Raw genomic sequence first — 21,737 nt, forward strand, 5'->3', positions numbered from 1 at the left:
CATGCACTAATAAGAATAGTCCATATGCGGAAGCTTTGAAGATTCAGGCACTTCAATTTCTACTTCACCTTCTAAGATCCTGGTTTGGCATGTCAATCGCTCGTTATCACTAAGACGGCCCATGTTTTTAAAATTAATTTCTGACTGAGTGAGACCTCCAAAATGCTCAATCCCACTCTTTATTATGCATTTACAAGTTGTACAACGCCCCTTAGCACCGCAAGCATGCATCCAGTCAATATAATTTTCCTGAAGAATTGTCAATAGTGTTTTACTATTATCGTTATTTTGGATAGTGAGGTCATTTAGATTTGCGATTTTTATATGCACCATTTGATCTTTCATTAATCGACAAATTAAAAGATTTAAAAAATATGTCTTCTGAAAATATGGATAATAATCTTAACAGAGCTGGAATAAAGGATTACAGTACGCGATACTCTAAAAAGTTAATAGATACATATTTTAAAAGTAATAAGAGCATTACTGGGGGTGACATTAAATCTTTAGCTGATATATCGCAGATCAACCTTTTTGTTATCAAAAATCTATTTGAAGAATGGCAAAAGGAGACTGATAACCTTAAGAGCAACTACTTTGATTATCAATCTGAAGGGGTGAAAAGTGCACTGACCGAATTTATGAATGTGCTCTCACGAAACATTTCTATCAAGAAAGATCATTTTGAGCCTCTATTAATCAGGGCCGTTGAAGAAAGTGTGCTGCTTATATTTTCTCCTTATGACTTTTATACGCACTTAGCTGAGCATTCTAATGGAGAAATGACATTGGAAAATTTGAAACGCACATTAAAATATGTTCGCGTGAATAAGAATCTGCTTGAAAACTTGGTTCAAACCATGGAAGAGCGAAAATTGGACAAAGTGAATGATTCAACCTATGCTGACCTGATTAATGAGGTGTTTCAGAACATTCAGGCTAGTCCAGATGACATAGGCGTTTACTTCGATAACTTTTCAAAAATAGAACCACTACAAGAAAGTGATATTTATGGTGTGTTAATGGATGAAAAACCAGCAGTAGAGCCTGCACCTATTGAAGCGGAAGCAGAAGAAAAAGAAGAAGGCCCATCGATCTCAAAAGTTGAGCCTACAGAAGATGAAGACCTGAAAACTATCAATGATATTCATGCATCTGAAGCTGAAGAACCTACAATAGCAGAAATTCATCAAACCAAGGGTATTGACAATTTAAATGCTGCCATGAGCATAAACCAAAGGTTTATGTTCAAGAATGCCCTATTTAACGGAGATGATAAGGCGTTTGAAGATACCATAGCTCATATCGAAAACTGCAGGAGTAAGGAAGAGGCAATGAAATACATTTATAAAGAATTTCCTCAATGGAATATTGAAAGCGAGGAATTTGAAGAATTTGTAGAACTGATAGAAAAAAGGCTAAAGTAACCTAGCGTACCAATACCTGCATCCTGTGCGAATCTAATTTCAACAGGATAAACACAAGGATAGCAAAACCCCAAAGGGATGATCCACCATAAGAAAAGAGCGGGAGTGGAATACCTATAACAGGAAAAAGGCCGATAGTCATCCCGATATTTACCGCAAAGTGAAAAAAGATTATGCACGCCACGCTATATCCATAGACTCTGGCAAATCGCCATTTTTGCCGTTCTGATATATATATTATCCTCAAAATTAATGTAACAAAAAGGGAGATTGTAAGCAAACTACCAAACCAGCCATGCTCTTCTCCAATAGTGCAGAAAATAAAATCTGTACTCTGTTCTGGCACAAAGTCAAATTTCGTTTGAGTTCCTTTCAAAAATCCTTTTCCGGCAAACCCACCACTGCCAATTGCAATTTTTGATTGGGTGACATTCCAACCATAACCTAATGGATCAGCATCAGGATTTATAAGCGCTTTTATTCTATTCTGCTGGTGAGGTCTAAGAACATCCGAAATCACGTAGTCAACACTTCTTATAACTCCTGCAATAATCAGCGCTCCGGCCAAAACAAGGCCTATTTTCTTAAATGTTCGCTTCTTAATAAACAAAATAATTACAGCAGCAGTAGCTGCAATACCTATATACAAATACAAATGGTTAGGCACCAGTAAGGTTAGTACAAATATTATAGCTGCTGCTACACCAAGAATCAACAGCATTGGAGACATCCCTTCTCTAAAAAAAACAAGAACAAATACACTATAAACCAATGCAGTTCCTGTATCTCCTTGGGCAATAATTAAAATGGCCGGCAAGCCAATTATAATGAACAACACTATCTGCTTACTTAAACGATCCATTCTAAAGCCTGCACTGTCCATGTACTTGGCCACTGCCAATGCGGTGGCAAATTTCGCAAACTCAGATGGCTGCAATCTTAAAGGCCCTATTTCCAGCCAGGAGTTTGCTCCTGAAATTTCCCTAGCAACAAATACCACCAGAATTAATAAAAATATCACCACTCCGTAGATGATGTAAGCAAAAGTGTCATAAAACTTAAAATCCACCACCATTATGGCGATAATCAAGATTATTGAAGAAGCCATGAAAAATAGCTGACGACCGCTATTCAGGGTCATGTCAAAAATACTTTGATTGGCAGATTCATCGTAGACAGCAGCAAAGATGTTGAGCCACCCGAGAAAAGCTATAGACATGAACAGGATCACTGTTAGCCAATCTATATTATTTGTTATATTATCTCTTCCGCTCAATATAGAAACTCCCCTTTTTTAACATATTCTTCGATATGAGGCCTTTCCGTTCCTCCTAACAGATATTTCTCTATCATCAAACTAGCGATAGAAGCTGCTGCCCTTGCCCCCTGTCCCGCATCTTCTACATACACTGATACAGCTATTTTAGGATTGTCTTTTGGTGCAAAAGCTATAAAAACTGAATGGTCAGGCATAGGGTCATTTTGCACCGTTCCTGTCTTGCCACAAACTTCAATATCTTTAAGCTTTGCTCTATACTGGCCGGTACCAGATTCAACCACATTAGCCATAGCTTCAACTGCTATGTCAAAATATTTTGAATCTACTGTTGTGAAGTGCTTTTCGGTATATTGGGGCAATGGTTGACCAGAGTCACCAATTGATTTCACCAAATGTGGAATGTAATAATAACCTCTATTTGCCACTATAGCAGCAAAGTTTGCCATTTGAATAGGCACGACAAGGTTTTCTCCTTCACCAATAGCAATTGAATATATGTTAGAATATTTCCAAGGGCGATTGTCATAGGCCCGATCGTAATAGGCAACACTAGGCACTAAGCCAGTTTTCTCATTGGGCAAGTCTATTCCCAATGGACTTCCTAACCCAAAACTTTTAACATGCTGATTCCATCCCTCAAGACCAAGCCTTGTGTCTTCAAATGGACTTTCTGAGATACCTCGATTTACCACCCTTTTCATTACATTATAAAAATATGGGTTACAAGAATTTGTGATTGCGCCAATAAGTGTTTCTCCCGGACCATGATAATGACATTTCATGGGCACCATTATGCAGGGTATATAGGTTTGTCTAGTAATTACGCCTTCCTGAAGGGCTACCAGCGCCTGAATAATTTTAAATATAGATCCTGGACGATACTGAGCCATCAATGGTCTATTAAATAAAGGTTTTGCAGTGTCTGCACTAATAAGAGAGAAGTTCTGGCTGTAGTCCTTACCTGTTAACAGATTTGGATCATATGACGGACCCGATACGAGCGAAAGTATTTCTCCTGAAGATGGTTCTATGGCTACAATACTACCCGACTTGCCAGCCATCAATGATTCTCCATATTCCTGAAGGGTAAGATCAATTGTTGAAACTAGATTTTGACCAGGAACTGAAAGTGTATCGTATTTCCCTTCATCAAAAACACCCTTTTCTACACCTCTAACATTTTTAATAACATAATGCACGCCCCTCTTTCCACGGAGTTGCTTTTCGTAAAATGACTCAAGTCCACTTTGTCCGATATAGTCACCTTGTCTATAGTAGTCAATGGTGTCACGCTCGAGCTGTCGCTTGCTCACTTCACTTACATAGCCTAAGGCATTGGCTAAAACCGGACTGGCATACGACCGCGTTGTTCTTGCCTGGATATCAAACCCTTGAAAATCAACCAGATAGTCCTGTACTTTTGCCAAGTCCTTATTTGACAGCTGCTTGATAAAAATAGATGGCTGTACGTAAGAAAATTTCTTAGCCATTTCTAATTTCTCAACAAACTCCTGTCTTGTTATTTGAAAGAGCTCACAAAATTTGGTGGTATCTATTTTCTTAACATCCTTAGGAATGACGGTAAGGTTATACTGAGGAGTATTGAATACTATTAAATCGCCATTACGATCATATATAAGGCCTCGATATGGATATTCTATAACCTCATGAATGATGTTGCTATTTGCAGCTTGTGCATATTTTGAGTCAAGAACCTGAATCGAAAATAGCTTTATCAGGAATGTGGCTGCCACCACAATTACAATTAACTGAATTATATTTTTCCTGGTATCGTCCACTATGAACGCTTTCTTTTATAAAATATAAATTGAACTATTAAAATTACGACCATTGTGAAAATGGTACTTAGCATGGACTTCCACAAGGTAAAGCCAAACAGCCCAAACCCAAATGCCTCAACAAAAAACAGAATTAAATGATGAACGAGCACAAGTGGCAATGCATATCCAAAAAACCACTGCCATCCATTTAATTCAATGCTAGGCATTGCTCCTGAATCATACCCCCCCTGAGGTGTGATAAGATTCAACCAGTAGTTTCTTACGAACATTATAAACACACAAGCGGATGCATGAATTCCCAAACTGTTGTAAAATATATCAACAGTAAAGCCCGTAACGAAACCCATCACCATCAAGGCCAGCACGCTCATGTCTACTGGTAGCAGAAGAATGAAAGCAACATATAAAAAGCAAAAAGCACTGTCAAAAAGAACCACGTTCTGCAAAATCATGCTCTGTAGCAAGATGTATGCAAAAAATGAAATGACGTATATTATAATTTTGGAACTGCCCATTAATCTATTGTAATGCTCTCTACAGAGTCCTGTTCTATTTTGCTATTATTTTTTATTAAGTACACATATGATAAACTATTAAGATCGGTTGCAAGTTTAATCTTAACCTCATGAAAAAGTGCCTCATCACTAATCTCAAATGACTCAATAATACCTACAGGAATATCTTCAGGAAATACTGCATTGTAACCCGATGTTACCACGGTATCACCAACCTGCATTTCAACATGACGAGGAAGATAAAGTAAAGTGGCGAATTGAGGATCTACACCGTCCCATGAAGCAGTACAAAGATCACCAGTACGTTTTAGCTTTGATGAAATCAGAGCATTACCATGTAGTACAGAAGTAATAACACTAAAATTAGCCGATACATTTTTCACTTTTCCAACTACTCCATTCCCATCAACAACGGCCATTCCCGGTTCGATACCATATTTAGCACCTTTGTTGACGGTGATGTAATTATCGAATCTGCGGGTAGAGTTATTAATGACTTTTGCACTAATAAACTCATAGCGATTCATTAAATCCGAATCTCTGTTTTGCCTTACATTGAGATTGTAGAGGCTTTGATTGAATTGCTCAATCTGCTCTTTGAGTAATGCATTTTCTGCGGATAGCTTTTGATTAACCTCCGCAAGATTAAAGTAATCGCTTATTCCTCCTGAAGTAGAAAGTAAATTGGCAGATATACGATTTGAAGAGTTAAAATATTTAGCTGACTGATAAGTATTATTCTGAACTATTAACCAAATGCATAGAATTTCCAAAAAAAGGAATGTCAATAACGCACGGTATTTATATAAAAACAGAAATAATCTTTGCATCCACCGAAGTTGATTTAAAGGTTAAAAAATGGCAAAAGCAACTATATCATCAAGACGGCCTTGTAAGCATTGAGATTTTTCAATGCAAAGCCTGTACCTCTAACCACTGCTCTCAATGGATCTTCAGCAATGTGTATTGGGAGTTTCGTTTTAAGTGCTAGTCTTTTGTCCAAGCCTCTAAGCAAAGCACCACCGCCAGTTAAATGTATACCATTATCATAAATATCTGCCGACAATTCGGGAGGTGATATCTCCAATGCTTTTAATACAGCTTCTTCAATTTTAGAAACTGATTTATCAAGTGCAAAAGCAATTTCTGAGTATGAAATCTTGATTACTTTAGGAATACCTGTCATCAAATCACGGCCTCTGATCTCATAATCTTCAGGTCCATCATCCAATTCCGTTAAAGCAGACCCGACTTCAATTTTTACTTTTTCAGCAGAACGCTCACCTATCAATAGGTTATGCTGTCTTCTCATGTAATCAAGAATATCCCTGTTAAAGGTATCTCCGGCAACTCTTATTGACTGATCGCAAACAATACCTGATAGTGCTATAACTGCAATTTCCGTTGTTCCTCCACCTATGTCAACAATCATAGATCCGATAGGCTGCTCAATGTCAATTCCGATACCAATAGCTGCTGCAATTGGTTCATGAATCATATAAACCTCTTTAGCGCCAGCGTGCTCTGCAGAGTCACGCACCGCTCTTTTTTCAACCTCAGTAATACCAGAAGGGATACAGATTACCATTCTATGGGATGAAGGGAAAAATCTTTTGCCGGTATCGATCATTTTAATCATACCTCTGATCATATGCTCAGCTGCATGGAAATCAGCAATCACACCATCTTTTAGTGGTCTGATAGTTTTTATATTATCATGGGTTTTCTCATGCATCTGCATTGCCTCCCTGCCAATAGCCAACACCTTGTTGGTGTTTTTATCGATAGCAATAATGGACGGCTCGTCCACCACTATTTTATCTTTGTTAATAATAAGTGTGTTGGCAGTACCGAGGTCAATTGCAATATCACTTGAAAAAAAATCGAACAATCCCATGTTATCCCTTAATCTAATTTGATGTAATCAATGAACGGAAATTTACAAAGAACTTTCCGTTTAGAACCACAAATAAAAACAATTTTAGTGTTTAAAATGGCGTACTCCTGTAAATACCATAGCCATGTTATTTTTATCGCAAAAATCAACCGAATCCTGATCCTTAATTGACCCTCCCGGCTGAACCACTGCTTCAATACCTTCTTCACTTGCTATCTCTACACAATCAGGAAAAGGGAAGAAAGCATCAGAAGCCATGACAGCTCCATTAAGATCAAACCCAAAGGCCTTAGCTTTGTGAATGGCCTGCTTTAAGGCGTCAACTCTTGAAGTCTGACCAACACCACTAGAAAGCAACTGACCTTCCTTAGCTAGCACAATTGTATTTGATTTTGTGTGTTTGGCGATTTTACTAGCAAAAACTAGTGCTCTTTTCTCACTATCAGTAGGTTGACGTTTAGTCACTGGCTTTAAGTCTTCAAAACTATCTGTCTTCAAGTCTCTATCCTGTTCAATAACACCATTCAAAAGGTTCTTAAACATTTTAGTTGAAGTCAACTTATGGTTTTGCTTCAATAAAATTCTGTTCTTCTTACCTTTTAGAAGATCCAAGGCATCCTGATCAAACTCAGGAGCTATCAATACTTCAAAGAATAAGCTGTGCATCTCCTCTGCAGCAGCAAGGTCAACTTTCTTGTTAGTGATTAATACACCTCCAAATGCTGAAACAGTATCAGCAGCAAATGCTTTTTGATAAGCTTCTTTTACTGAAGCTCCCGTAGCCACACCGCAAGCATTCGTATGCTTTAAAATCGCAAAGGCTGTTTCGTCAAACTCTTCGATAATAGAAACAGCAGCGTCTATATCAACAAGGTTGTTGTATGACATTTCCTTTCCATTCAACTGCTCTAGCATTTCAGATAGGTTGCCATAGAATGTGCCTTGCTGATGAGGGTTTTCACCATATCGCAAGGTATTGCCTTGTCTTACACTCTGTTTGAATGAAGTAATATTTTCAGTTTGGTTGAAATAATTGAAAATTGCTGTGTCATAGTTTGAGCTAATGTCAAACGCTTTGGTAGCAAAATTTCTTCTATCATTAATATCAGTTGCTCCATTTTTATCAGCAAGAAGTTGCTCAACGTCAGCATACTGCTCTCTTGATGAAACTATTAGAACATCTTTAAAATTTTTAGCAGCAGCTCTTATCAATGAAATACCACCAATGTCTATTTTCTCAATAATATCAGCTTCGCTTGCACCAGATGCTACAGTTTCCTCGAAAGGGTAGAGATCAACAATAACAAGGTCAATGCTTGGGATATTATATTGAGCAGCAGTCTTCACATCATCTTCAAGCTCTCTTCTATGCAAAATTCCTCCAAAAATAGCCGGGTGAAGAGTTTTAACTCTTCCTCCAAAAATTGAAGGGTAAGTTGTCATTTCTTCAACAGGTGTAACTGCTACACCAAGGTCTTCAATAAACTTTTGAGTACCTCCAGTAGAGAATATTTGAACATTGTTTTTAGCCAATAACTTAACAATTGGCTCAAGGTTGTCCTTATAATAAACAGATATAAGGGCTGACTTAATTTTAACTTCAGACATTGTAGTGGTATTATGTTTGACCTGCTGGTCGGAATTTTTTAAAGCCGCAAAGCTAGGAATTTTTGAGTGACTTTAGTATCACCTCTTCAATTACATTTGGGTAGTGTTGGTACTCCAGCGCATGCACTTTTTCAGCAATCGTTTGAGGAGTATCATTTTCGACTACTTCGCACTTACTCTGAAAAATAATATTACCCTCATCGTAATGTTCATTTACATAATGAATGGTAATTCCAGTTTCTTTTACACCAGCTTGCTTCACGGCATTATGCACATGATCACCATACATACCTTTGCCACCAAATTTTGGTAATAAGGCCGGATGAATATTCACAATCTTATTAGGATAAGCTTCAACCAAATATCCGGGAACCAGCCACATAAACCCTGCTAAAACAACAAAGTCAATATTGTTATTCTTCAGCACATCGACAACATCTGTAGATTTATAAAAAGTCTCTCTGTTAAAGATATGAGAAGGTATATCGAGTTTCTCTGCTCTTTCTAAAACAAAAGCTGTAGGGTTGTTAGTCAAAATAAGAGATACTCTTATGTCTGACGATCCTTGAAAATGCTCTGCTATTTTTTGTGCATTAGAACCGCTACCGGAAGCAAATATTGCTATGTTGATCAAACTGTTTTTATTAAAAGAAAACCATTGTACAAATGCCAAAAAGCATCACAAACTTACAGTAATTGCTTAAGAAATTGTATTCTGATATTTTATCAGCCCGGTATAACTTCAAGGTTAAGTAGCCAATCGGTATTATCAGACCGAGACATAAGTAGGTCATTGCAACTCCAACTAGCAAATAGGCCAAAGTGCATAAGCCAATTAAAAAAAGATAAGATAGCACGTAAATAAAATTCTTGGTCTTTCTCACACCATATACAACTGGCAATGTCTTACAGCCAAAAGTGGAGTCGCCTTTAAGATCTTCAATGTCTTTTATTATTTCTCTAATGAGTGTAAATACAAAGGCAAACAGAGAGTAAGCCATAATAAGAATATTATCAGGCTCAAAAAATAGACCTATAATTAGAATAGATAAACCTGTAAGTAGCGCCACCGATAGATTGCCAAGGAAGGCAATTCTTTTAAGCTGATTAGAATAAAGCCATAGCACAAAGGCACAAAGGAAATTTAGGGCAGCTAGTTTCCAAGATAGGTATAATCCAATGCCTATACCAACAAAATTCAGTATGGTATGAGCAATCATTGCCACTCTACGTTTCAAAATCCTGCCCACAACTACCCTTTTGGGCTTATTAATTAGATCAATTTTAACATCATAATAGTCATTGATAATATAGCCTGCTGCTGCAATAATGATAGTGGAGAATGAAAGAAGTGCCATCTCTTTCGAGAAAACCAACGATCTATTGCTTAGTAGAAAATAAGCAGTAAAATACTGCGCCAAGGCAATGATCAGGAGATTCCAAAATCTGGTAAGTTGGATAAATCCTGATATAGAAAAGTTGGCAGGTTTGGAATGAGTTTCTGAAACCATCAGGATCTAATTTTTTTCAAAATTAAACCCTGATGTTAACTAATACAACTATTAAAATTTAAGTGTCACAGTAGCTAGAAAGTTCGTTGGGGCCTGAGGGTAATAGTAGTTTTCTCTCACTACATAATCAGGGCCACCCTGGTAACCAAAAGTATAACCATTTGACACATACTCTTCATCAAGGATATTATTAATCAACAATGAAAATCTGAGCTCTCTAAGTTTTTCAGAGTAAATGCTGTAATCCAACCTAATGTCATTTACAAAATAAGCATCAATCTTTCTTTTCTCATTAGAAGTATTGTCCAGATATTGCTTGCCTACATATTTTGATAAGAGCGCGACTTCGAAATTTCTGAAAGGTGAATAGGCCAGTTGAGAACCAGCTATTACGTTTGGAGAAAATGCGATGTCAGTATCCGAATATTCATTGGAAATGATATTATACTCGTCAAATGCAGGACCGTAATCATAAATTATCTCTGTAAATTTCTCAATCTTATTTCTGCTCAATGTGAGGTTAGCTGACCAGTTTAAATTATCTGATAGTTTAACACCACCTTCAAATTCAAGTCCGGCTCTATAGCTGGCAGGTACATTTGTACGTACTGAAGATCCCACATCATTTACTTCTCCAGTCAATATAAGCTGATCCTTATATCCCATATAGTAGAAGTTGACACCAATACTCTTGTTGGAATTGGTCATTCTATATCCTAGTTCCAAATTGTTTAATCGCTCAGCTTTCGGCTTAACATTAGAATCAATGAAGTCACTTCTTACCGGTTCTCGATTTCCCACTGCAAAAGAAGCATAGAGTGCATCATTTCCTGACAACTGGTAAAATGCTCCTAATTTAGGATTGAAGAAGTCAAAGTCCGCATTAATATCAATTGGCTGTAGGTCACTATCGACCCCCTGAGATTTGTACCCTATCTTTCTGTATTGAAGATCAAGAAAGACGTTCAATGGATCCGATATTTGATAGTAAGCCTTTATATAACTATTGAAATCATCTTTCACACCATTGCTTTCATAATAACGATCACCAGCATCGAAACTAAAGGCAAAATCAGCCCAGATCAATTCACCAAAGTGATCACCATCATATCTGTTGGCAGCACCACCAAATATTAGTTTCAATGGACCTTCTTCATAGTTAAATGAATATGTAACTCCATAAAAATCGTTATCCAACCACCTCTTTCTAATCAAGTCAGTTGAAAAAACAGTATCCGCTCCTACAATTACATTGTCCAAACCATAATCTTCAAAATCATCGTCATATCTATACTGTTCATAAAAACCTCTTCCATAAGTATAGTGGGTCGATACATTGAATGAAAACTTATCATTTACCTGGTGAGAAAGATGAAGTTGGTAATGATCTTGCTTATAATCATCTACTTCATTATCGTATAAATACCAATTAAAAGTACGGCCAGAATTACGCATGTTTTGCGCTTGTGCAGCATTTAGGCCATTGTTAGCTATTACAGCTTCAATACCTTCGGCATCATTTTCTAACACCGCTTCAGGTGTGCCATACCATGACTGATAAGTAACTTCAGCTCCTCCAAAGACCAAGGCTTTGAGCATAGTTTTTTTACCATAATAGCCTCCAGCAAAATAATAAGAAGTCAAATCTGATGACGCTCTATCTATATATCCATCAGACTTGATTTTAGAAATTCTACCATCAATAGTCCAAAGGTTATTCAGTAAACCGGTACCAAAACCAATAGAGTGCCTTCTTGTATTGTAAGACCCAAATGTGTTAGTAACTACTCCGTGGGCTGCAGTTTCACGCCCATTAGTCTGAAGGTTGATTGAACCCCCAAAGGCACCGGCTCCATTGGTAGAAGTGCCTACACCACGCTGAATTTGGATATTATTGGTTGATGATGCTATATCAGGAATGTTAACCCAAAAAACTCCTTGTGATTCACTATCATTAAGTGGAACACCATTGATAGTAACATTAACTCTTGTGGCATCACTGCCACGGATTCTAAGACCAGTATAACCAATGCCAGCACCAGCATCTGATGTAGAAACTACAGAAGGAGTAAAGTTTAGAATAAACGGCAAATCCTGTCCTGAATTTTGTTTCTCTATTTTCTCTTTATTCAAAGAAGAAAAGGTTACCGGAGTTTCTGCACTGGCTCTGGTAGAAGAAACAATCACTTCATCGGTCATTAACGTGCCCGGTATTAGCTCAAGTACATCAGTCCTGCTTTCATTAATTTTAACATTCATGGCCAGGTCATCATAGCCAACAAAAGTTACTTTAATCGGGTAAGTCCCTTTAGAAAGGGATTCGAATTGTGCATTTCCATCATTGTCGGTAACGGAAATCTGATTGTTGAAGACAATGTTAGCTCCCGGCAGCGCCTGGCCGGTTTCAACATCCTTAACAGTGATACGATAGTTGAATTGTGCCAAAACATTGGCGTGCAACAGTGTGAGTAAAACTACTCCGAGAATAATTCTCATGATTAAAAAAATTTTAAGTGTTAAAAAACAAAGGGAGAGGGGATTCCCTTTAACAATTTAACATACCTCCCTACGCCAGCATTATCTGGATCAGGTTACAGTTCCATCTCTAGAACCTTGGGTATAATCTCAGCCTTTATATTAGGCACCCCTATGGTGCAAAGGTATAAATAATGACTTACGATAATTATAAAATTTCAAATAATACAGCGCAGGAAAAGATGATAAAATGAAACCCACTATATTTGGGTATCATATTCCATAATTATGTACAAAGCACAAGTCAATAAAAACAACTACGAAGTTAAGTTCGAAAAATCAGAAGCCTTTTTAAACGACTCTCCCTTTGATTGGGACATGACTCAGATTGGTGAAAGAACTTATCACATCCTCAGTAATCATAAATCCTACAGAGCAGAAGTTATTAATGTAGATACTGCAACCAGAACCGTTGCCATGAAAATCAACGGAAAAAAAGTTGAAGTTGAGCTTAAAGACAGGTTTGATCTCCTTTTAGAGAAATTAGGGATGGATGTTTCGGCATCAGCAAAAGTAAATGATGTGAAAGCTCCTATGCCTGGTCTTATCCTTGAAATAGACATCAAGGAAGGTGATGAAGTAAAGAAAGGCGATGCCATTATGATACTTGAGGCCATGAAGATGGAGAATGTCTTAAAATCTCCTGGTGACGGGGTGGTAAAGTCGATTAAAGTTAAAAAAGGGGACAGTGTCGAAAAAAATCAGGTACTTGTTCTATTTTGATCACAGATTTTCCATTAAGCATACTATATTTGCACAATTTTAATCTTAACCAAACTCAATGAAGTACAAGCGAATCTTACTCAAACTTAGTGGTGAATCTTTGATGGGAAATGTATCCTATGGCATTGACCCTGAAAGACTAAAGCAATATGCCGAAGAAATAAAAGCTATTAAAGATTTGGGAGTAGAGGTTGCCATTGTTATTGGTGGTGGTAATATCTATAGGGGTGTACAGGCAGAGGCCGCAGGTATAGAAAGAGTTCAGGGAGATTATATGGGCATGTTGGCTACCGTTATTAACGGAATGGCCTTACAAAGTGCGCTTGAGTCTGCAGGTATGTATACCAGACTTATGTCTGGAATAAAAATGGAGCAAGTATGCGAGCCATTTATCAGAAGAAGGGCCATCAGGCACCTGGAAAAAGGAAGAATAGTAATTTTTGGTGCAGGTATTGGTAATCCATATTTTACTACTGATTCTACAGCCAGCTTAAGAGCTATCGAGATACAGGCCGATGTAGTATTGAAAGGCACCAGAGTTGATGGCGTTTATACTGCTGATCCTGAAAAAGACCCTACGGCCACAAGATATTCAGAATTATCGTTTCAGGAAGCATATGAAAAGAACCTGAATATTATGGATATGACCGCTTTTACCTTGTGTCAGGAAAATAATTTACCGATTATAGTATTTGACATGAATAAAACTGGCAATCTCATGGAAGTATTGAAAGGGGAAACTGCCGGAACCTTAATTAATTAACCTAACCCGATATAAAATAAGTCATGGAAGAAATTAAAATGTACCTCGATGAATGTCGTGAGATGATGAGTAAAGCCATCAAACATTTAACTGGTGAATTAGGAAAGATCAGAGCTGGGAAAGCTAGCCCCGCTATGGTTGAGAGCGTAATGGTTGAATACTATGGTGCTGACACTCCTTTGAACCAAGTTGCTTCTGTGAGTGCACCTGATGCACGTACTTTATTTATAAAGCCATGGGAAAAATCTGTTATTCAAAATATTGAAAAGGCTATAATTAATAGTGGTTTGGGCTTTAACCCTCAAAATGATGGCGAGCAGGTTATTATAAACATTCCGCAGCTTACTGAAGACAGAAGAGTTGGATTAGTTAAACAAGCTAAGAATGAATGTGAGAATGGCAAAATCAGTATTAGAAATACGAGAAAAGAAATTAATGACGGTTTGAAGCAGCTTCAGAAAGATGGTGCTCCAGAAGACGATATTAAAAGAGCTGAAGAAAAAGTACAGGCCTTAACTGACGAGTACTCTAAAAAAATAGATGACATCTTATCTCATAAAGAACAAGAGATAATGACGGTTTAAAAAAGATATATGAATATCATTGATTGGATAGGCGCCTCTGGCGTCTTTCTTATTTTATTGGCCTTTTTTCTTAACCTGATTGAGCAACTTGACTCAAAAGGATTACCCTATTTACTACTCAACTTGATTGGTGCACTACTAGCCTGTGCAGCCTCTGTAATGCTTAATTATTGGCCATTCATTATACTTGAGGCAGCCTGGTCTTTAGTTTCTTTTTGGGGTATTTACAAGTACCTAAAGTCGAGTTAGTTCTGCTGAATTTAGTTTGACAGAACTAAACAGTTTAAGAACGCTAAAAATACCTTTCGATATCAAAATGGTCTTTGAATAGGTTCAGCTCAACCAGAAGGGAAATCTCATGTGTGCCAAAATTACTCTGCACCAACTGATTGGTAGGCAATTCAAATGAATAACCTAATCTAAAAGCACGATTGACCTGAATTTGGGTATTGATGGCTACGCCATCAAAGTTTCTTAAGGTAAGGCCCGCCCAAATGACATTAGCAAACAATGCATTAATACTAATATCTGCAGCAACTTGTTTTTCAGTATAACGAACCAAAAAGGAAGGTTTGAGTAAAAGTGAACGTGTTGAATTAGATTTTATAATAAACCCTCCACTTAAATAATAATGTGGTAAATAACGGGTGCTACTACTCACTCCATCATTGACTTTAGCATTTAATATTCTTGGCACTGAAAGTCCAAAATAGTAAGTATCTGTCATATAAAAAGCACCTGCTCCAAAATTAGCTTTACTGAACCCAGCATTATTCATATCCAGACCTTCATCATCTACAAATGCCAGATTAAGTTTATTATAATCATACTTATAGTTTATTAAGCCTCCTTGTACCCCTAGAGCCAGGGTTTTACTTCCAGATGTAATTTTATAAGAAAAGGAGAGTTGAGCTTCAGTATTGTTATTAATTCCCAAGCGGTCATTTACAATTAACACTCCTGTACCAAACTGATCACCCACAGATGTATGGGCCGTAAACATGTTTGTAAGTGGAGAACCATCAATACCTGCCCACTGCTTTCGCGTAATCAGGTTAGCAGTAAAATTATTATACACTCCTGCATATGCAGCGTTAATCATATTCTGATTAAATGAATATAAATTATACAATGGGTCTTGTTGCGCCCTTAGACTGCTAGATGATATAAGTAATACAAGAACTAATAAACCAATGTTCTTTCTCATGCTTTTTGCTGTAATAAATATCAATCTCATACCCCTATCTTCTAAGTAAAAAGAATCCATTTTCAACTTTTTCACCGCCATTTAGCTCAATTACATAATAATAGGTACCATCCGGCAATTCATCCCCACCACTCGTATTACCAATAAAGTTGTTGTCAGTATTGTTGTATTCAGCTGTTTTGAATACTTCATTACCCCAGCGATTGTAGATAAATACTTTATTCGATTGGTAGAATTCTATATTTCTTATTTCCAGAAAGTCATGCTTCCCATTTTGCTGAGTGGTAACCACATTGAAAATTTCTAAAGGTGGCGCTTCCGAAAGTCCACTGGCATTAAGAGTAGCTATGAAATCAGCTGCAAGCTGACTACTAATGGTAATTGTAGCTGCTTTAGGACCAATGGAACTAGGGCGAAAAGAAATAGAAAGTGGGCTGCTTTCTGACGGAAGTATTGGGTCAGGGATAGCGCTGTTTAAAATAAAGTCATCACCGGCAATTACTATGGCTGATATTACTAAGGCAACTGTACCGTTGTTGGTAATAATAAGTTCACGACTATCTTCGGCACCCACAGGCACATCATCGAAGTTCACGATGCTACCATTAGTTAGCGGAGCTCCACCAACGTCAACAGAAAGCTCTCCTTGCTCTACAGTTATAGTGGTGTTAAAGACAGGACTGTCATCTTGTCCATCATTAATTACAATGGGCACTACTAAGTCGCCCACAAATTCAGAATTGGGTGTTATTTCAGCGCCATTAACTGTGAAATTAGTACCGTCATTAATTAAAAGACTAAAACCATCAGGGTAGGTATTATCAATATCCGTAACACTGAAATTGTCTAGACCGAGTGTTATGGATGTACTTTGTAAAGTAGTTAAGGTTGACTGGCCTGTAATTACCGGAGCATCATTAACCGGAACCACAGTCAAAGTAAATGTTTCACTCGCCACAGCCTGACCATCATCGACTTGGACAGTAATAATCACAGTGCCGTTGATATCACTTTCTGGGGTGACATTTATAGTTCTATTACCACCTGAGCCCGACAGAGCTATGCCTGTCGAAGCAACTAATGCTGTATTATTTGAAGATGCTGTTACAATTAGGTCATCCAGATTAGTTTCGACATCATTTATGGTAAATGGTAAATTACCAGTACTACCATCTTCATCAATGATGGCATCGGCAATTGGACTTATTGTAGGAGAACTGTTAGCAGCGGTTACTTCTCCAGTGATATTAAACTCAAAGCTTCCTTCATCTGCATCATTATTAGTAACAGTCACAGTTTCTGTGAAACTGCCAGCAGCCACTGCATCCAATACAACCTCAAAAGTTGATGAGCCGCCAGGAATTATTACAAAAGGGGTAGTTGTTGGAGAAGAAAATGTAGCACCACTAATGGTTAAATCAGAAACTATTAAATCAGCTGAACCAGTGTTATTTACAGTAAAAGTTTGAGATGTGGAAGACCCTAGCACTACATTCCCAATATCAATAGCAGCAGCCTGGCCATCTAAAATCTCAGTCCCAAGAAATACAGCTATTTCTGGAGAAGTTGGAGCGGTTATTTCTCCAGTTATCTCAAAATCGAATGTTCCTTCATCCGCATCATCACTTAGTACAGTTACCGTTTCGGTAAATACACCTATACTGTTCCCAGTTAAAAGGATATCAACTAGTTGATTGCCAGAGGCTCCAATAACAAGTGGGAAAGATATTGCAGAATTGAGTGTAAACGCTGTTCCCGAAATATTGATTGCTGATATTGTTAAATCAGCTGTACCTTGATTTTGAATGGTTAAAGTTTCATTGATGCCTGTGCCTTGAACTTCACTACCAAAATCAACTGGCGCAGGTTGGCCATCAAAAACTTCCGCACCACCACTATTGAAAAGCGCTATTTCTGGTGATCCGGAACCTATTTGTCCTGATAGTGGAAATGTAAAAGTTGGCTCATCTTCATCATCATTAGTAATGATGATAGATTCATTAAACGTACCATCCACTGCCCCACTCAATGTAATATCAAATGTTGTACGTGTTATTATTCCATCTACTTCTGCTGCAATTGAAAATGGAGTAATGGCATTTATACTAAAGGCTGACCCTGATATAGAGATGTCTGAAACATTTAATGCCAGTGGATTGAAATTAGCAATAGTTATTTGCCTTACGATATCCACGCCTTGAGGGCCAGTACCGAAGTCCAGGCTAGTAGCTTGTCCATCGAAAATTTCATCTGCTGAAGAAAAAATGTTGGTGCCTTGAAAAACAGCAATATCGGGACCAATAATCTCTCCTTCTATATCAAAATTAAAAGTGCCTTCATCGGTATCATTATTATTAATTGTAAGCGTTTCACTAAACACCCCAGCCACACTTCCATCTAAAATGATCTGAACCGTTTCCGTTGCCCCCACGGCTACAGATGCAGGTGTTATAGACGCAAAACTAAAAGCAGTACCTGTAATAGACATATTAGAAATGTCTAATGAAGTAGAACCTATATTAGTAATTGTTATGTCAGCGGTTAAATTATTACCCCTTAACTCACTTCCAAAATCATATGGACTGAGCTGATCATCTATTATCTCGGTTCCTGTGATGGAATTACCTTCATAAACAACTATCTCCGGCTCTGGAGTAGCAGTAATTTCACCCACCAGATCAAAGGAAAATGTACCACTAAAATCATCGCTGGTTATCGACACAGTTTCCGTAAAGACACCTGGCGTATTACCACTTAGCACCACGTTTATTGTTGCTGATGTGCTGGCTGTAATAGTTGCTGGCGCTGCTGGAACAATGCTAAAAACAGTTCCACTTATTGTAACATTAACGTTAGTCAAATCACTAACCGTTCGATTAAGAATGGTAATGTTTCTGGTCTTATTAGCAGGTAAAATACTAACTGATCCAAAGTCAATTGGAGTTGCCTGACCGTTAATTATTTCAGGAGCAGTAGTATCTAACCCGTCATATACTGCTATACAGCCCTGGCCTCCGTCAGAAATAGTCCAGCCCAAATTGGTTATTAAATTTGCTCTTTCCACTTCCGCAGCACAATAATAAATATTAGATGCACCTAAGGAAACATTCAGAACTCCTTGAGCTTCCCATCCAATCAAAGTAGCATCATAATTTTCAATAGAAAGTCCTGAATTATTAAACATGCTTAAAGCAAATCGAAGATCTGTAATAACCCATCCTCCTAAGTTTTGATTGAACAAAGTAGCATTTGAAAACATGAAGCGCATGTCATCAACATTACTCACATCCCACCCGCTAATATCTTGATTAAAAGAGGTAGCACCCTCAAACATACCTGACATATCCCCTACTCCTGAAACTACCCATCCGCTGATATCCTGATTGAAAGCCACGGCACCATTGAACATATCCTCCATGTCCCCCACATTATCTACATTCCATCCGCTTATGTCTTGATTGAATGCTACAGCACCGTTAAACATGGCTCTCATGTTATTAACACCATCCACCACCCATCCACTGATATCTTGATTAAATGCCGGTGCATTGCTAAAAACGGTGATCATACTAGACACATTGCTGACGTCCCATCCGCCAATATCTTGATTAAAGACAGTAGCACCGTTGAACATACCAGCAATATTGGTGACGCTAGTCATTGTCCAGCCTCCAATATTCTGGTTAAATGAAGTTGCAACAGAGAACATTTGGTTCATAGTAAGTACACTTGTTACTGTCCATCCACTGATGTCTTGATTAAAAGTTGTTGCTCCTCCAAACATGGAGCTCATATCTTCTACATTAATTACATTCCAACCACCAATATCTTGATTAAAAGCTGAGGCAAATGAAAACATTCTTCTCATATCTGTAACATTATCAGTTACCCACAAATTAAGTGGCTGATTGAATGAGGTAGCATCTCTGAAAAGACTGTTCATAATTTCGACATTACTGACGTCCCAATTATTAATATTATCATTCAATGCCTCGGCTTCATAAAACATTTCTGTCATGTCAATAACTTTCGATAGATCAGGAACATCAGCCGCATTGATTCTCAGATTTAGGCAGCCACTAAATGCTCTGGCCATTGAGGACCAGGCAATATCGCCCCATTGCTCAATGGTTAATATTTTCTCCGAATCATTGTCATCTCCAAAAAAGCCACCATTATTAAAATAGATTCTTGGGAAGGCTCCTGAAATAGAAACAGTATAGGTGCCAGCAGAAGCATAAGTATGTGTAATATTTCCGGTTACTCCAGTATCACTCATCCCATCACCCCAGTCTACGTCATAAAAATAGCCAGATCCTGTTGTTGGTATTGTGATCTGATTATCATCAGAAGACCCCGGATTATCCGTTTTCCAGGTGGTGATGAAAGAGGTGAATATAGTATTTTCATAAATCCGTGCAGAAGGATTAAAATCAAAGTTATCGACTCCTGTTATAAGTATGTCAAGGTCTCCATCATTATCAAAGTCATTCCATTCACTCCTAGCCTGCTCTGCTACTCCAACTAATCCAGCATTTATGTTGGTGAAAATTCCCCCGTCATTATTATAAATTCGTGCAGTATAGTCCCCGATTACAAAGTCTTGTCCAACTATGAGTAAATCTAAGTCGCCATCGCCATCATAATCTCCCCAACGTGCAGAACCGTCTTCAATTTCATCAGGAAGGCCTGCACCAATATCTGTAAAAACTCCACTATTATTTTGATAGATGTACGCTCCATCATTTGGCGTACTTTGACCTCCCATCATAACCAAATCCAAATCACCATCATTGTCGTAGTCACCCCAATCTGCAGAACTGTAGCCAATACCTGGCAATCCTACACCATCATCAACAAAAGTATCACTACCATCATTTCGATAGATCGTTGCAGACCTTCCGGTAACCTCGTCAAGTCCGGTAGCAAATAAATCTAAATCTCCATCATTGTCATAATCAACCCAGTCTATAGAACCAACACTAGTACCCACCAACCCTGCAGAGATATCTACAAAAGAACCTCCATCATTCCTGTAAATTATTGTAGAACTCAAATCTGAACCGATGTCATACCTTCCTGCAACTGCGAGATCTAAATCTCCATCATTGTCATAATCTCCCCAGTCAACGGAAGCATAATCAACACCTAGCAGACCAGCGCCTATGTCTGTAAATACTCCTCCATTATTTTGATAGATGGTTGTAAATAATGTGGCACTTACATCAGATCCCGCTACAATCAAATCTAAATCACCATCACCATCATAATCTCCCCATTCACAACTACTGTAAAAGACACCAGTCAAACCTGCTCCAATGTCGGTAAAAACTCCTCCGTCATTATTATAAATAATTGCTACTTCATTGTAATCAAAATCCCAGCCTATAACCGCAACATCTAAGTCACCATCATTATCATAATCACCCCAATCTGTATCGCCATAAGTGACGGGTAGTATTCCACTGGCAGATACTTCCTTAAAAGCTCCTTCAAATGGCCCACTTGCAGCAATGAAGCTAAAAGACCTTGCAATAGCCACTTCTCCTCCGGTACCCAAAACTGAAGTATTTACAACAACTGTTATTTTCTCACCTGCCTTGAAACTAATTGCAGGGTCGAATACAACAATGGAATTATCAGCACCAAAGGAAAATGTGCCTTGAAACTGACCTGTTTGACTTCCTATTATTTTAATGTTATCATCATAAACTTCATCGGCATTTGTACTATTGATATGTACAGTGATCAAATCAACATCAGTGTCAAAGTCTAGCTCAATATTAGAATTCACGACTACTTCATTAGCATTAACCTGTGGGCTAGGAGTAAAGACCATTTGTCCATTTGCATCTAATGACGCAAAAGCTAAAATGCCAAAAGTGA

17 protein-coding genes are annotated in these 21,737 nt (G+C 37.9%); 5 read left to right on the forward strand and 12 right to left on the reverse strand.

Annotated elements, in window-relative coordinates:
* Positions 1-6: 6 nt before the first annotated feature.
* Positions 7-345, reverse strand: coding sequence for a 2Fe-2S iron-sulfur cluster-binding protein (locus tag E1140_RS18580; RefSeq protein WP_246203032.1), 339 nt, complete (start codon positions 343-345; stop codon positions 7-9).
* A gap of 29 nt (positions 346-374) precedes the next feature.
* On the opposite strand from E1140_RS18580, the gene E1140_RS18585 reads away from it, so the two are divergent.
* Positions 375-1,427, forward strand: coding sequence for a hypothetical protein (locus E1140_RS18585; RefSeq protein ID WP_155187626.1), 1,053 nt, complete (start codon positions 375-377; stop codon positions 1,425-1,427).
* Position 1,428: 1 nt separating this feature from the next.
* On the opposite strand, the gene rodA is transcribed toward E1140_RS18585, so the two are convergent.
* From rodA to E1140_RS18630, 9 genes are all read right to left on the reverse strand, one after another.
* Positions 1,429-2,658 (reverse strand): rod shape-determining protein RodA, encoded by a 1,230-nt coding sequence (gene rodA / locus E1140_RS18590; RefSeq protein WP_343034269.1) that lies wholly within the window; start codon positions 2,656-2,658, stop codon positions 1,429-1,431.
* Positions 2,659-2,699: 41 nt separating this feature from the next.
* Positions 2,700-4,505: a penicillin-binding protein 2 gene (gene mrdA, locus E1140_RS18595; RefSeq protein WP_185153671.1), complete on the reverse strand. Its 1,806-nt coding sequence runs from the start codon at positions 4,503-4,505 to the stop codon at positions 2,700-2,702.
* Positions 4,505-4,960 (reverse strand): Rod shape-determining protein MreD, encoded by a 456-nt coding sequence (locus E1140_RS18600; RefSeq protein WP_246203036.1) that lies wholly within the window; start codon positions 4,958-4,960, stop codon positions 4,505-4,507. Before E1140_RS18600 ends, mrdA begins: the two co-directional genes overlap by 1 nt.
* A 62-nt stretch (positions 4,961-5,022) precedes the next feature.
* Positions 5,023-5,853: a rod shape-determining protein MreC gene (mreC, locus tag E1140_RS18605; RefSeq protein WP_155187632.1), complete on the reverse strand. Its 831-nt coding sequence runs from the start codon at positions 5,851-5,853 to the stop codon at positions 5,023-5,025.
* A 41-nt stretch (positions 5,854-5,894) separates the two neighbouring features.
* Positions 5,895-6,920: a rod shape-determining protein gene (locus E1140_RS18610; RefSeq protein WP_155187635.1), complete on the reverse strand. Its 1,026-nt coding sequence runs from the start codon at positions 6,918-6,920 to the stop codon at positions 5,895-5,897.
* An 84-nt stretch (positions 6,921-7,004) separates the two neighbouring features.
* Positions 7,005-8,528, reverse strand: coding sequence for a bifunctional phosphoribosylaminoimidazolecarboxamide formyltransferase/IMP cyclohydrolase (gene purH, locus E1140_RS18615; protein ID WP_155187638.1), 1,524 nt, complete (start codon positions 8,526-8,528; stop codon positions 7,005-7,007).
* A gap of 52 nt (positions 8,529-8,580) precedes the next feature.
* On the reverse strand, positions 8,581-9,162 hold the full coding sequence (gene purN / locus E1140_RS18620; RefSeq protein WP_155187641.1) for a phosphoribosylglycinamide formyltransferase: 582 nt from the start codon (positions 9,160-9,162) through the stop codon (positions 8,581-8,583).
* Positions 9,163-9,172: 10 nt separating this feature from the next.
* Entirely contained in the window at positions 9,173-10,039 is an 867-nt protein-coding gene (locus E1140_RS18625) for a geranylgeranylglycerol-phosphate geranylgeranyltransferase (protein ID WP_155187644.1), read from the reverse strand.
* 51 nt (positions 10,040-10,090) lie between these two features.
* A complete protein-coding gene (locus E1140_RS18630) occupies positions 10,091-12,535 on the reverse strand; it encodes a TonB-dependent receptor (protein WP_155187647.1) in 2,445 nt (814 codons plus the stop codon).
* Between the two features lie 267 nt (positions 12,536-12,802).
* Between E1140_RS18630 and E1140_RS18635 the strand changes: the two genes are divergently transcribed.
* Genes E1140_RS18635 through E1140_RS18650 form a run of 4 tightly spaced genes read left to right on the forward strand, consistent with a single transcriptional unit; the run spans position 12,803 to position 14,893 of the window.
* A complete protein-coding gene (locus tag E1140_RS18635) occupies positions 12,803-13,297 on the forward strand; it encodes an acyl-CoA carboxylase biotin carboxyl carrier protein subunit (protein WP_155187650.1) in 495 nt (164 codons plus the stop codon).
* Between the two features lie 58 nt (positions 13,298-13,355).
* Entirely contained in the window at positions 13,356-14,060 is a 705-nt protein-coding gene (gene pyrH / locus E1140_RS18640) for a UMP kinase (protein ID WP_155187653.1), read from the forward strand.
* A 23-nt stretch (positions 14,061-14,083) separates the two neighbouring features.
* On the forward strand, positions 14,084-14,644 hold the full coding sequence (gene frr / locus E1140_RS18645) for a ribosome recycling factor (RefSeq protein ID WP_155187656.1): 561 nt from the start codon (positions 14,084-14,086) through the stop codon (positions 14,642-14,644).
* A gap of 9 nt (positions 14,645-14,653) precedes the next feature.
* Positions 14,654-14,893, forward strand: a complete 240-nt coding sequence (locus E1140_RS18650) for a CBU_0592 family membrane protein (protein WP_155187659.1) — start codon at positions 14,654-14,656, stop codon at positions 14,891-14,893.
* A 43-nt stretch (positions 14,894-14,936) separates the two neighbouring features.
* On the opposite strand, the gene E1140_RS18655 is transcribed toward E1140_RS18650, so the two are convergent.
* Together E1140_RS18655 and E1140_RS18660 are read right to left on the reverse strand one after the other, a co-directional pair.
* The gene (locus E1140_RS18655) at positions 14,937-15,851 is read right to left on the reverse strand and encodes a PorP/SprF family type IX secretion system membrane protein (RefSeq protein ID WP_185153673.1); all 915 of its coding nucleotides are present in this window, start codon (positions 15,849-15,851) and stop codon (positions 14,937-14,939) included.
* 34 nt (positions 15,852-15,885) lie between these two features.
* Positions 15,886-21,690, reverse strand: coding sequence for a BspA family leucine-rich repeat surface protein (locus E1140_RS18660; protein ID WP_221412723.1), 5,805 nt, complete (start codon positions 21,688-21,690; stop codon positions 15,886-15,888).
* Positions 21,691-21,737: the final 47 nt, after the last annotated feature.

Source organism: Fulvivirga lutimaris (assembly GCF_009711525.1).
GTDB classification, from domain to species: Bacteria; Bacteroidota; Bacteroidia; order Cytophagales; family Cyclobacteriaceae; genus Fulvivirga; species Fulvivirga lutimaris.